11 protein-coding genes are annotated in these 12892 nt (G+C 73.1%); 3 read left to right on the top strand and 8 right to left on the bottom strand.

What is annotated here, in order from left to right; translation table 11 throughout:
- Window positions 1-74 precede the first annotated feature (74 nt).
- From pgl to tkt, 5 genes are read right to left on the bottom strand one after another with little or no spacing between them, the layout of a single operon-like run.
- Window positions 75-881, bottom strand: a complete 807-nt coding sequence (gene pgl / locus DDQ41_RS02305) for a 6-phosphogluconolactonase (protein ID WP_109292952.1) — start codon at window positions 879-881, stop codon at window positions 75-77.
- On the bottom strand, window positions 878-2002 hold the full coding sequence (gene opcA, locus DDQ41_RS02300) for a glucose-6-phosphate dehydrogenase assembly protein OpcA (RefSeq protein ID WP_109292951.1): 1125 nt from the start codon (window positions 2000-2002) through the stop codon (window positions 878-880). The genes pgl and opcA overlap by 4 nt, the downstream gene beginning before the upstream one ends.
- The gene (gene zwf / locus DDQ41_RS02295) at window positions 1999-3531 is read right to left on the bottom strand and encodes a glucose-6-phosphate dehydrogenase (RefSeq protein WP_109292950.1); all 1533 of its coding nucleotides are present in this window, start codon (window positions 3529-3531) and stop codon (window positions 1999-2001) included. Before zwf ends, opcA begins: the two co-directional genes overlap by 4 nt.
- Before the next feature lie 5 nt (window positions 3532-3536).
- Window positions 3537-4679: a transaldolase gene (gene tal / locus DDQ41_RS02290; protein WP_109292949.1), complete on the bottom strand. Its 1143-nt coding sequence runs from the start codon at window positions 4677-4679 to the stop codon at window positions 3537-3539.
- Window positions 4680-4714: 35 nt separating this feature from the next.
- Window positions 4715-6835 carry a transketolase gene (gene tkt / locus DDQ41_RS02285; RefSeq protein WP_109292948.1) on the bottom strand — a complete coding sequence of 707 codons (2121 nt, stop codon included), beginning with the start codon at window positions 6833-6835 and terminating at the stop codon, window positions 4715-4717.
- Between the two features lie 362 nt (window positions 6836-7197).
- Here tkt and DDQ41_RS02280 point away from each other — a divergent pair, with 362 nt between their 5' ends.
- From DDQ41_RS02280 to DDQ41_RS02270, 3 genes are all read left to right on the top strand, one after another.
- Window positions 7198-8145, top strand: coding sequence for a heme o synthase (locus DDQ41_RS02280; protein ID WP_109292947.1), 948 nt, complete (start codon window positions 7198-7200; stop codon window positions 8143-8145).
- A gap of 111 nt (window positions 8146-8256) precedes the next feature.
- Window positions 8257-8598 (top strand): hypothetical protein, encoded by a 342-nt coding sequence (locus DDQ41_RS02275; RefSeq protein WP_109292946.1) that lies wholly within the window; start codon window positions 8257-8259, stop codon window positions 8596-8598.
- A gap of 116 nt (window positions 8599-8714) precedes the next feature.
- Window positions 8715-9797 carry an amidohydrolase family protein gene (locus DDQ41_RS02270; RefSeq protein WP_109292945.1) on the top strand — a complete coding sequence of 361 codons (1083 nt, stop codon included), beginning with the start codon at window positions 8715-8717 and terminating at the stop codon, window positions 9795-9797.
- Between the two features lie 124 nt (window positions 9798-9921).
- Here DDQ41_RS02270 and DDQ41_RS02265 read toward each other — a convergent pair whose 3' ends face one another.
- From DDQ41_RS02265 to DDQ41_RS02255, 3 genes are all read right to left on the bottom strand, one after another.
- Window positions 9922-10890 carry a COX15/CtaA family protein gene (locus DDQ41_RS02265; RefSeq protein ID WP_109292944.1) on the bottom strand — a complete coding sequence of 323 codons (969 nt, stop codon included), beginning with the start codon at window positions 10888-10890 and terminating at the stop codon, window positions 9922-9924.
- 91 nt (window positions 10891-10981) lie between these two features.
- Window positions 10982-11698 (bottom strand): ABC transporter permease, encoded by a 717-nt coding sequence (locus tag DDQ41_RS02260; RefSeq protein ID WP_109297490.1) that lies wholly within the window; start codon window positions 11696-11698, stop codon window positions 10982-10984.
- Window positions 11699-11796: 98 nt separating this feature from the next.
- Window positions 11797-12723: an ABC transporter ATP-binding protein gene (locus tag DDQ41_RS02255; protein ID WP_109292943.1), complete on the bottom strand. Its 927-nt coding sequence runs from the start codon at window positions 12721-12723 to the stop codon at window positions 11797-11799.
- Between the last annotated feature and the right edge of the window lie 169 nt (window positions 12724-12892).

Below are 12892 nucleotides of genomic sequence, written 5' to 3'. Positions count from 1 at the left end.
CGGCCCGGTCCGCCGGTGGGGGCGGACCGGGCCGTCTCGCACCGGGCCACCTCGCGCCCGGCGGTGGGGCCGGGTCAGGCGGAGGCGGGCGGGTAGAGGTCGCGCGGCAGCTGGGACGCGGCCGCCGCGTCCAGCAGCCACAGCGTCCTCGACCTGCCGTACGCGCCGGCCGCCGGGGCCTGGATCTCGCCCGCGCCCGACAGGGCGATGCGCGCGGCGCCCGCCTTGTCCTCGCCGGCCGCGAGCAGCCACACCTCGCGCGCCGACCGGATCGCCGGGAGCGTCAGGGAGACGCGGGTCGGCGGCGGCTTCGGCGCCCCGTGGACGCCGACGACCGTGCGCTCGGTCTCCCGGACCGCGGGGAGTTCGGGGAACAGGGAGGCGACGTGCGTGTCCGGGCCGACACCCAGCATCAGCACGTCGAACGCCGGTACGCCGCCGCTCGCGGGGGCGGCCGCCGACCGGTAGTGCTCGGGCCCCGCGGCGGCGGCCAGCTCCGCCGCGTACGCCGCGGCCGCGCCGTCCGGGTCGCTGCCGTGCGGCCCGTCCGACGCGGGCATCGGATGCACCCGGGCCGGGTCCAGCGGTACCGAGTCCAGCAGGGCCTCGCGGGCCTGGGTGACGTTGCGCTCCGGGTCCCCCTCGGGGAGGAAGCGCTCGTCGCCCCACCAGAGGTCCAGCCGCGTCCAGTCGACGGCGTCCCGTGCCGGGGCCGCGGCGAGCGCGGCCAGCAGGCCGTTGCCGTTGCGCCCGCCGGTGAGGACCACCGACGCCGAGCCCCGGGCGGCCTGGGCGTCCACGATCTTCGTGATCAGCCGTGCCGCCGCGGCCTGGGCCATCAGCTCCTTGTCGCGGTGGACGACGAGTTGCGGGGTGCTCACTTCGGCGCCGCCTTCCTCGCCGGGGTCTTCGCGGAGGTCTTCGCTCCGCTCTTGTCCCCGCCCCCTGCCGTGCCCTTCTCCGTTCCCTTCTCTGTTCCCTGCTCTGCGCCCCGCTCCCCGGGCGCCTCCGGGCGCCTCGCGGTGCTCCCCGCCGCGCTCCTCCTCGCGGCGGAGCCGCCGGCGGCCGCGGGGGTCTGCTCGTTGAGCCGGCCGACCCCGAACCGCAGCGTCGTGGCGTATATGTCGTCCGGGTCCAGCCGCCGCAGCTCCTCGGCCAGCAGCTCGGCCGTGTCGCGCCGCTTCAGCGCCACCGCACGGTCGGGCTGGCCCTCGATGGACAGCGTCGCCAGCGAGCCGTCCGCCCGGTCCAGCACGATGCTGCCGCTGTCCGTCGTCAGCCGCACGGCCGTGAGGCCGGGACCGCCGGAGGCGGTGCGCGTCACCGGTACGTCGAGCCGGTCGCCGAGCCACATCCCGAGCAGCTCGCAGCTCGGGTTGAACCCCTCGCCCTCGACCTCCGCTCCGGTGATCCGCCAGTCCACCTGGTCCAGCGCGGCCGCGAGCATCGAGCGCCAGGGGGTGATGCGGGTCCAGGACAGATCCGTGTCGCCGGGGGTGTAGGCGTCGGCGCGGGCGGTCAGCTCGGCGACCGGCTGCTCGCAGGCGTAGGTGTCGGTGACACGGCGCTGGGCCAGTGCGCCCAGCGGGTCGCCGGCCGGGTCCACCGGGGCGTTCACCGGCCACCACACCACGACCGGTGCGTCCGGCAGCAGCAGCGGCAGCACCACGGACTGGGCGTGGTCGGCGACCTCGCCGTACAGCCGCAGGACGACGGTCTCGCCGGTGCCGGCGTCCGCGCCGACCCGGACCTCGGCGTCCAGACGGGCCTTGGCGCGGTCGCGCGGCGAGCGGGAGACCCGCTTGATCACGACGAGTTTGCGCGAGGGGTGCTCGCGGGCCGCCTCGTTGGCCGCCTTCAGCGCGTCGTAGGCGTTCTCCTCGTCGGTGACGATGACGAGGGTGAGGACCATGCCGACGGCGGGGGTGCCGATCGCCCGCCGGCCCTGCACCAGCGCCTTGTTGATCTTGCCGGAGGTGGTGTCCGTAAGGTCGATCTTCATGGCCGGCGCCAGCTCCGTCCGTCTCGTGCGAGCATGTCGTCCGCCTCGACCGGACCCCAGGTCCCGGCCGGGTACTGCGCGGGCCTGCCGTGCTTCTCCCAGAACTCCTCGATCGGGTCGAGGATCTTCCAGGACAGCTCGACCTCCTCCACCCTGGGGAAGAGGTTCGAGTCGCCGAGCAGCACATCGAGGATCAGCCGCTCGTACGCCTCAGGGCTGGACTCCGTGAAGGACTCGCCGTAGGCGAAGTCCATGGAGACGTCGCGGACCTCCAGTGAGGTGCCGGGCACCTTCGAGCCGAAGCGCAGTGTCACGCCCTCGTCCGGCTGCACCCGGATGACCAGGGCGTTCTGCCCCAGCTCCTGGGTGGCGGTGCGGTCGAAGGGGGAGTGCGGCGCGCGCTGGAAGACGACCGCGATCTCGGTGACCCGGCGGCCGAGCCGCTTGCCGGTGCGCAGATAGAACGGCACTCCGGCCCAGCGCCGGTTGTCGATCTCCAGTTTTATCGCCGCGTAGGTGTCGGTCTTGGAGCGCCGGTCGATGCCGTCCTCCTCCAGGTAGCCGGCGACCTTGGCGCCGCCCTGCCAGCCGGCCGCGTACTGGGCGCGCACGGTGCCGGCGGCCAGGTCGCGGGGCAGCTTCACCGCTCCCAGCACCTTGGTCTTCTCGGCGGCCAGCGCGTCCGCCTCGAAGGAGGCGGGCTCCTCCATCGCGGTCAGCGCCAGCAGCTGGAGCAGGTGGTTCTGGATGACGTCGCGCGCCGCGCCGATGCCGTCGTAGTAGCCGGCCCGGCCGCCGATGCCGATGTCCTCGGCCATGGTGATCTGGACGTGGTCGACGTACGACCGGTTCCAGAGCGGCTCGAAGAGGGTGTTGGCGAAGCGGAGCGCCAGAATGTTCTGGACGGTCTCCTTGCCCAGGTAGTGGTCGATGCGGAAGACCTGGTCCGGTTCGAACACGTCGTGGACGAGGGAGTTGAGCTCCATCGCGGACGCCAGGTCGTGGCCGAACGGCTTCTCGATGACGGCGCGCCGCCACGAGTCGTCCTTCTGCTCCGCCAGCCCGTGCTTCTTCAGCTGCCTGACGACCTTGGGGAAGAACTTCGGCGGCACCGAGAGGTAGAAGGCGAAGTTGCCGCCGGTCCCCTGCACCTGGTCGAGTTCCGTGATGGTCTTCTTCAGGGTCTCGAACGCGTCGTCGTCGTCGAACTCGCCGGGGACGAAACGCATGCCCTGGATGAGCTGGTGCCAGACCTCCTCCCGGAAGGGGGTGCGGGAGTGCTCCTTCACCGCCTCGTGGACCTCGTGCGCGAAGTCCTGGTCGTCCCACTCCCGGCGGGCGAAGCCCACCAGGGAGAAGCCCGGAGGCAGGAGCCCGCGGTTGGCGAGGTCGTACACGGCCGGCATCAGCTTCTTCCGTGACAAATCGCCCGTGACGCCGAAGATCACCAGACCCGACGGCCCCGCGATGCGCGGGAGCCGTCGGTCCGCGGCGTCACGAAGCGGATTCGCTCCGTGTGCGGAAGTCAAGGTGCTCAGCCCTCCGAGGGAGCGAGGCGCTGCAGCTCCGCCTCGGTCGACTTGAGCAGGTCGTTCCAGGACGCCTCGAACTTCTCGACGCCCTCGTCCTCGAGCAGCCGGACGACGTCGTCGTAGGAGATCCCGAGCGCCTCGACGGCGTCGATCTCCGCGCGGGCCTGCTCGTACGTCCCGCGCACCGTGTCGCCCGTGATCCGCCCGTGGTCGGCGGTCGCCTCCAGGGTGGCCTCCGGCATGGTGTTGACGGTGCCCGGGGCGACCAGCCGGTCCACGTACATCGTGTCCGGGTACGCCGGGTCCTTGACGCCGGTCGAGGCCCACAGCGGGCGCTGTGCGTTGGCCCGCGCCCTGTCCAGCGCGGCCCAGCGCTCCGACGGCGGCACCGACTTGTCGGCCGAGCCGAACACCTCCTCGTAGGCCTGGTAGGCGAGGCGGGCGTTGGCGAGGGCCGCCTTGCCGCGAAGCTGCTTGGCCTCGTCCGTGCCCAGCGCGTCCAGCCGCTTGTCGATCTCGGTGTCCACCCGGGACACGAAGAAGGACGCCACCGAACGGATCTTGGAGAGGTCCAGGCCCGCGGCCTTCGCCTTCTCCAGACCGGCCAGATAGGCGTCCATCACCTCGCGGTAGCGCTCCAGCGAGAAGATCAGCGTGACGTTGACGCTGATGCCGAGGCCGATGACCTCGGTGATCGCCGGAAGGCCGGCCCGGGTGGCCGGGATCTTGATGAAGGTGTTCGGCCGGTCCACCAGCCAGGCCAGCTGCCTGGCCTCGGCGACGGTCGCCGCCGTGTGGTGCGCCAGCCTCGGGTCGACCTCGATCGACACCCGGCCGTCCTGGCCGCCCGTCGCGTCGAACACCGGTCGCAGCACGTCCGCGGCGTCGCGTACGTCCGCGGTGGTGATCATGCGGAGGGCTTCCTCCACGGTCACCCGGCGGGTGGCGAGGTCGGAGACCTGCGGCTGGTACCCGTCGCCGGACGAGATGGCCTTCTGGAAGATGGACGGGTTGGTGGTGACGCCCACGACGTGCTGCTGGTCGATGAGCTCGGCCAGGTTGCCGGACGTGATGCGCTTGCGCGACAGGTCGTCGAGCCAGATCGCGACGCCTTCGTCGGAGAGGCGCTTGAGTGCGTCTGTCATGAGAGTTGCATCTCCTGTTGGTCGTATGGCCGGCGTCAGCCCGCGGCGGCGGCGGTCCCGGTCGTCGAACCGAGCACGGTCCGCGCGGCGGCGGCCACCGCCTCGGGGGTGAAACCGAACTCGCGGAACAGCACCTTTCCGTCGGCCGAGGCGCCGAAGTGCTCCAGCGACACGATCCGGCCGGCGTCGCCGACGAAGCGGTGCCAGGTCAGCCCGACGCCGGCCTCGACGGCCACCCGTGCCTTCACCGAGGGGGGCAGCACCGCGTCCCGGTACCCCCGGTCCTGCTCGTCGAACCACTCGACGCACGGCATCGAGACGACGCGCGTGGCGATGCCCTCGGCCTGGAGCTGCTCGCGGGCCTCCACGGCCAGGTGCACCTCGGACCCGGTGGCGATCAGCACGACCTGGGCCTCGGCGCTCTCCCCGCCCAAGCCCTCGGCCTCGAACAGGACGTAACCGCCCCTGGCCGCGTCCTCGTCGGGCTCGTACGTCGGCACGCCCTGGCGGGTCAGCGCCAGACCGTGCGGGGTGCCCACCCGGAACTCCTTCGTCCAGCGGCGGAGGATCTCGCGCCAGGCGATCGCCGTCTCGTTGGCGTCGGCCGGGCGCACCACGTTCAGACCCGGGATGGCGCGCAGCGAGGCGAGGTGCTCCACCGGCTGGTGCGTCGGGCCGTCCTCGCCGAGACCGATCGAGTCGTGGGTCCAGACGTAGGTCACCGGCAGGTGCATCAGCGCCGACAGCCGGACCGCGTTGCGCATGTAGTCGGAGAAGACGAGGAACGTACCGCCGTAGACACGGGTGTTGCCGTGCAGCGTGATCCCGTTCATGATCGCGGCCATCGCGTGCTCGCGGATCCCGAAGTGGACGGTGCGGCCGTAGGGGTCCGCCTCCGGCAGCGGGTTGCCCTTCGGCAGGAACGACGAGGTCTTGTCGATCGTGGTGTTGTTCGAGCCCGCGAGGTCGGCGGAGCCGCCCCACAGCTCCGGCACGACGGCGCCGAGCGCCTGGAGCACCTTGCCGGACGCGGCGCGGGTCGCGACCGCCTTGCCGGTCTCGAACACCGGGAGCTTCTCCTCCCAGCCGGCCGGCAGTTCGCCCGCGCGGATCCGGTCGAACTCGGCGGCCCGCTCCGGGTTGGCGGCGCGCCACTCGGCGAACGTCTTCTCCCACTCCTCGCGGGCGGTGCGCCCGCGGTCCAGGGCCTCGCGGGTGTGCCGGAGGACCTCGTCGGAGACCTCGAAGGTCCGCTCCGGGTCGAAACCGAGCACGCGCTTGGTGGCCGCCACCTCGTCGTCGCCCAGCGCGGCGCCGTGCGCGGCCTCGGTGTTCTGCGCGTTCGGCGCGGGCCACGCGATGATCGAGCGGGCGGCGATGAAGGAGGGGCGGCCCGTCTCCTCCTTGGCCGCCTTCAGCGCCTCGTACAGCCCGGCCGGGTCCAGGTCGCCGTTCGGCAGCTGCGCCACGCGCTGGACGTGCCAGCCGTACGACTCGTACCGCTTCAGGGTGTCCTCGGAGACCGCGGTCTCGGTGTCGCCCTCGATGGAGATGTGGTTGTCGTCCCAGAGCAGCACCAGGTTGCCGAGCTTCTGGTGCCCGGCGAGCGAGGACGCCTCGTGGGAGATGCCCTCCTGGAGGCAGCCGTCGCCGGCCACGACCCAGACGGTGTGGTCGAACGGGGAGGTGCCGGGAGCCGCGTCGGGATCGAACAGGCCGCGCTCGTAGCGGGCGGCCATGGCCATGCCGACGGCGTTGGCGACGCCCTGGCCGAGCGGGCCGGTCGTCGTCTCCACACCCGTGGTGTGGCCGTACTCGGGATGGCCCGGGGTCCTGGAGCCCCATGTGCGGAAGGACTTGAGGTCGTCGAGCTCCAGGCCGTACCCGGCCAGGTAGAGCTGGATGTAGAGGGTCAGGCTGGAGTGGCCCGCGGAGAGGACGAACCGGTCGCGGCCGGTCCAGTCGGCGTCGGCCGGGTCGTGCCGCATCAGCTTCTGGAAGAGGACGTACGCCGCGGGGGCCAGGCTCATCGCCGTACCGGGATGGCCGTTGCCGACCTTCTGTACGGCGTCAGCGGCGAGGACGCGGACGGTGTCCACGGCCCGCTGGTCCAATGCGGTCCACTCGAGGTCTGTGGTGGTCGGCTTGGTGCTCACCCTGGGTCAGGGCTCCTCTCCACATGTTCGGGTCCCGGTGACAAGGGGTACCGGGCGGTGTCGAGCCTACCCTCGCAGCAGCGTGCGTCCTTTCGGGTGCACGTCTCTCCAATCGGACACATCAACCAGCCTGCGGGTAGCGGCCCGACTTCGCCTCTTGTCGACGGCTGACTCCGGTGATTACGGACGGGGCCGCGGCAGCGCTCAACACGACCCACCCCCGCGAAGACCGGCATGGGGCCAACGTCTAGAGTGGCGTGGTACGCGCAAGCCTTCACCGGGCATCCACGCCTCCGCGAACCCTCCCGGGTACCAGCGGTGCCCCCGCGAAGCTTGCTGGGAATTCTCTGTCAGGGGTGTGCGTGACGGCCGTCGAGTCCCGACCCGCCGGGGTCGTCTTGACTCCCAGCCCGGGGGGCCGCCGGCCGTTCGGGGCCCGCGTCAAGGCGTTCGTGGCGCTGACCAAGCCGCGGATCATCGAGCTGCTTCTCATCACCACCGTACCGGTGATGTTCCTGGCCGCGCAGGGCGTGCCGGACCTCTGGCTCGTGGTCGCCACCTGTGTCGGCGGATACCTCTCCGCGGGCGGCGCCAACGCGCTCAACATGTACATCGACCGCGACATCGACGCCCTGATGGACCGCACCGCTCAGCGCCCCCTGGTCACCGGCATGGTGTCACCGCGCGAGGGCCTGGCCTTCGGCCTCGCCCTGGCCGCGGTCTCCACGCTGTGGTTCGGACTGCTCGTCAACTGGCTGTCGGCGGCCCTGGCGCTCGGCGCACTCCTCTTCTACGTCGTCGTCTACACGATGCTGCTGAAGCGCCGCACCGCGCAGAACATCGTCTGGGGCGGCATCGCCGGCTGCATGCCGGTGCTGATCGGCTGGTCCGCCGTCACCGACTCCGTGTCGTGGGCCGCCGTCGTCCTCTTCCTCGTCATCTTCTTCTGGACCCCGCCGCACTACTGGCCGCTGTCGATGAAGGTGAAGGAGGACTACGCGCGCGCGGGCGTGCCGATGCTCCCCGTCATCGCCTCGAACAGGGTCGTCGCCCGGCAGATCGTCGTCTACAGCTGGGTGATGGTGGCGGTCTCGCTGCTGCTGACCCCGCTCGGCTACACCGGCTGGTTCTACACCGCCGTCGCCCTGGCGACCGGCGGCTGGTGGCTCTGGGAGGCCCACGCCCTGCAGAGCCGTGCCAAGGTCGGCGTGACGGGCGGGAAGCTCAAGGAGATGCGGCTCTTCCACTGGTCGATCACCTACGTCTCGCTGCTGTTCGTCGCCGTCGCCGTCGACCCCTTCCTGCGCTGACCCGCCGCACGGGAGGCGACCGCCGCACGGGAGGCGACCGGCGCACGGCGTGGCGGAGGCCACGCGCCGGGGCGGTCGCCAGTGGATCTACCCGCGCGTAGCATCCTGGTCATGGCAGACACCCAGGTTGACGAGAAGCAGTCCGCGAAGGCCGAGCGGAAGGCGGCGGGACTCGCCCGGCGGATCGGGGCCTTCGCCAAGGCGCACGGCGGCGCCGAGGGCCAGCTCGCCTACATCGGCCAGAGCGGCACCCGGATCGTGCTCGTCGGCGAGGACGGCGGCTGGGGCGACCTGGTCGCACCGACCCACGAGATCGCCGTCAGGGCCGCCGAGAAGTCAGGCATCACCCTGCACGAGTCCTTCGACGGCGACTTCGCCCTGAAGGTCCGGACCGGACCGTACGAGTGGACCCGGATGGCGGGGATCCAGCTCGGCGGCCCGTCCAACGGCTGACCGCTCCGCGTCCCGGTGACGGCACCGGAGCACGGCCGTCGCGGGCCGGGGCAGCACCTCGCGCGGGGCTCACCCGTTAGGACGGGTGCAACGACGTCCACCGCTGGGAGCCCCGGATGATCGACACCCCGTCCCTGGTGGACCACTACTGCCGGGGCGTCCTCCGCACGGAGCTGGGCCTCGGCACCTTCGAGGCCCACCTCGGGGGGACGGGCGGGGCGCCCGCGCCCGGCACCACCTTCTTCGACACCCAGACCGGTTTCGCCGTACGCCGCTGGTGCGCGCCGCTGCTCGGCCTCGAAGCCCACTGCCCGCCGGCGCGCTACCTCGCGCGCCGCCGGGAGCTCGGCGTCCTGGAGTCCGGCAGGCGGCTGCTGCGGGCGAGCGGGATCTCCACCTACCTCGTGGACACCGGCCCGCCCGGCGACCTCACCTCGGTGCCCGAGACCGCCGCCGCGGGCATGGCGGACGCCCATGAGATCGTGCGCCTGGAACTGCTCGCCGAGCAGGTCGCCGACACCTCGGGCACCGTCGGCGCGTTTCTCGCCAACCTCGCCGAGGCCGTGCACGGCGCGGCCGACTCGGCCGTCGCCCTCACCTCGGTCGCGGGACTGCGGCACCACGCCTCCGCCGCCCCCGAAGCGCCGGGGCCCGGTGGGGTGCGCGCCGCCGTAGGGCGCTGGCTCGACGGGCGGCCGCCCGGCGCCCGGCTCACCGATCCCGTCCTGCTGAGCCATCTGCGGTGGATCGCCGTCGCCACGGGACGGCCGCTGCAGATCCACGTCGGGGCGGGCGATCCGCTGGCGCTGAGCGGCTTCGCGGCGGCGACCGAGGGGCTCGGCACCGATCTGGTGCTGCTGCACGGCTGCCCGTACCACCGCCACGCGGCATATCTGGCGAGCGCCTTCCCGCATGTGTACGCCGACGTCGGGCCCGCCCTCGCCCGCACCGGCGCGGGGGCGGCGAGCGTCCTCGCCGAGGCCCTGGAGCGCGCCCCGTTCGGGAAGCTGCTGTTCTCCAGCGGGGCCCGGGGGCTGCCCGAGTCCCATGTGGTCGGGGCGCGGATCTTCCGGGAGGCGCTGGAGGGGGTGCTGGGCAACTGGGTGCGCGACGGCGCCTGGTGCCGGGCGGACGCCCGGCGGGTCGCCGGGATGGTCGCGGCCGGCAACGCCCGCCGCGTCTACGGCCTCGCCGGCTGAACCGGCCGGTTCCGGCGGTTGAGCCCCTTGAGCCCCTGAACCCGGTTGAGCCGGTTCAGCCGGTTGCGGGGCGGTTCAGTCGGTTCCTGGCGGGGGTTCCGGCGGTCCGGCGGGTTCCGGGGGTTCAGACGGTCGTGAGCGCGGCGTCCGGAGCGGCCGGCGTACCCGGGGCGGCGGCGGGACGCTCCCGCAGGCTCAGCGCCAGCCGCAGCACGGCGATCCACATCAGCGAGGAGCCGAGCATGTGCGCGCCCACCAGTACCTCCGGCACGTCGGTGAAGAACTGCACATAGCCGACGGCGGCCTGGGCGACCAGCACGCCGATCAGTTCCCGCGCCCGCGCCCGGGTGTCGTCGGGCGCGTCCACGATCCGCAGCGCCAGCCACATCGCCACGCCGAGCAGGCACACCAGCCAGGCCAGCGCCGCATGCACATGGGCCGCGTCCACCCAGTCGAACGGCATCCTCGGCACGTCGCTGCTGTCGCCGGCGTGCCGGCCGGAGCCGGTGACGGTCGTGCCCGCCGCGATCAGCAGTCCCGCCGCGCCGGTCAGCGCCCACGACAGCCGCCGTACCGGGCGGGGGACCCGGGGCCGGGGCGCGGTGTCGCCCTCACCCGCCCGGATCCAGGTGACGGCGGCGACCGTCAGCAGGGCGTTGGCCGCCAGGAAGTGCCCGGCCACCGACCACGGGTTGAGACCCGCCCACACGGTGATGCCGCCGAGGACCGCGTTGCTCATCACCACCCAGAACTGCGCCCAGCCGAGCCGGGTGAGCCCCCGCCGCCACGGCTTGGTGGAGCGCGCCGCGACGATGGCCCAGCCCACCGCCGCGCACAGGACGTACGTCAGCAACCGGTTGCCGAACTCGATGGCGCCGTGGATGCCCTGCTCGGGTGTCGCGAACAGGCTGTCGTCCGTGCACTTGGGCCAGGTGTCGCAGCCGAGACCGGAGCCGGTCAGCCGGACCGCGCCGCCGGTGACGATGATGACCACGCTCATCACGACGGGTGCGAGCGCGGCACGCCGGAGAACCTTGGGCGACGGCGTCCAGCGCCGGGCGATGTGGGCGAGGGGGGTCTGCACGGCGACCATCGTAGAGGGGGGCTTGTGCGCGTTTTCACGAGGGGTCCCCGGGGCGGGGCCGCGGGCCCCTCCCCGGGCCGGGCAGCGGCCCGGGGAGCGCTCACTCCCAGCGGAAGAACCTCGCCGCCGCGGCGAGTCCCGGCACCGCCCAGCCCGCCAGGATCCCCAGCTCGCCCCACGGCAGCGCCGCGCCGTCCCGGAGCACGTCGCGCAGCCCGTCGGACAGCGCGGAGATCGGCAGCAGCGCCAGGACCGTCTGCGCCGCGTCCGGGAACCGGTCCAGCGGCACGATCACCCCGCCGCCGACCAGCAGCAGCAGGAAGACCAGGTTGGCCGCGGCGAGCGTCGCCTCGGCCCGGAGCGTGCCGGCCATCAGCAGGCCCAGGCCCGAGAAGGCCGCGGTGCCGGCGACCAGCAGCAGCGCCACGGATACGGGGTTGCCCTGCGGCGACCAGCCGAGGCCGAGGGCGATCAGCGTCAGCAGCGCGACCTGGAGGACCTCCGTGACGAGGACGGCGAGGGTCTTGGCCGCCATCAGCCCCCAGCGGGGGAGCGGGGAGGCGCCCAGCCGCTTCAGCACGCCGTAGCGGCGCTCGAAGCCGGTGGCGATCGCCTGCCCGGTGAAGGCCGTGGACATCACGGCCAGGGCCAGGACGCCGGGGGCGAGGAAGTCGACGGCCCGGCCCGCGCCCGTGTCGACGACGTCGACGGTGGAGAAGAGCACCAGCAGCAGCGACGGGATGACCACCGTCAGCAGCAGCTGCTCGCCGTTGCGGAGCAGCATCCGCGTCTCCAGCGCCGCCTGCGCCGCGATCATCCTGACGACCGGCGCACCGCCCGGTCTGGGGGCGTGGTCGCCCCTGCCGCCGGGCGGGCCCGGTGTGCCGGGCGTCCGGTCCGTGGTCACCTCGGCGGTCACGACCGCAGCTCCTTCCCCGTGAGCTCCAGGAAGACGTCCTCCAGGGTGCGGCGCTCCACGGTGATGCCGTCCGGCATCACCCCGTGCTGAGCGCACCAGGAGGTGACGGTGGCGAGCAGCTGCGGGCCGACGGTTCCGCTGATCCGGTACCCGCCCGGTGTCAGCTCGGCCGCCGCGGTGCCGTCCGGCAGCGCCTTCAGCAGGGAGCCGAGGTCGAGGCCGGGACGGCCGGTGAAGCGGAGCGTGTTCTCGGCGCCGCCCCGGCACAGCTGCTCGGGGCTGCCCTGGGCGGCGACCCGGCCTCCGTCGATGATCGCGACGTCGTCGGCGAGCGCCTCGGCCTCGTCCATGAAGTGCGTGGTCAGCACGACCGTCACCCCGTCGGCGCGCAGCTCGCGTACGAGGTTCCAGGTGGCGCGGCGGGCCTGGGGGTCGAGTCCGGCGGTCGGCTCGTCGAGGAAGACCAGTTCGGGGCGGCCCACGACGGCCATGGCCAGCGCCAGCCGCTGCTGCTGTCCGCCCGAGAGCCGCCGGTAGGCCGTGCGGCCGCAGGAGCCCAGGCCGAGCCGCTCGGCCAGGGCGTCCACGTCGAGCGGGTGGGCGTGCAGCTTCGCCATGTGGCGCAGCATCTCGTCGGCGCGGGCGCCCGGGTACACGCCGCCGGACTGCAGCATCACACCGATCCGCGGGCGCAGCCGCGCCGCGTCGGCGACCGGGTCGAGGCCGAGGACCCGGACCGTGCCGGAGTCGGCGCGCCGGTAGCCCTCGCAGGTCTCGACGGTGGTGGTCTTCCCGGCTCCGTTCGGGCCGAGGACCGCGGTGACCGTGCCGGTGCGGACGTCGAGGTCGAGCCCGTCCACGGCGGCCCTGGCTCCGTACCGCTTGACCAGGCCCCGTACCCGGACGGCGGACTCGTTGTTCATGCCGGGCAGTCTAGGGAGGGGTGGGGTGCGGCCGGGGCCCGGGGCGGGATCCCGGACCGGGGGAGGGGCCGGATCCGGCCACCTGGCGGGGCCCCGGGAGGGTGGTGGCGGCTGTCCCGGGACGGTGCCGCGGAGGGGTGCCCGAAAGGGACGAATCGCCGGTCAGCGG

It is taken from the genome of Streptomyces spongiicola (assembly GCF_003122365.1).
Classification (GTDB): domain Bacteria; phylum Actinomycetota; class Actinomycetes; order Streptomycetales; family Streptomycetaceae; genus Streptomyces; species Streptomyces spongiicola.
The sequence above is the reverse complement of the archived record's forward strand: the minus strand, read 5'-3'. Positions and strand labels throughout refer to the sequence as shown.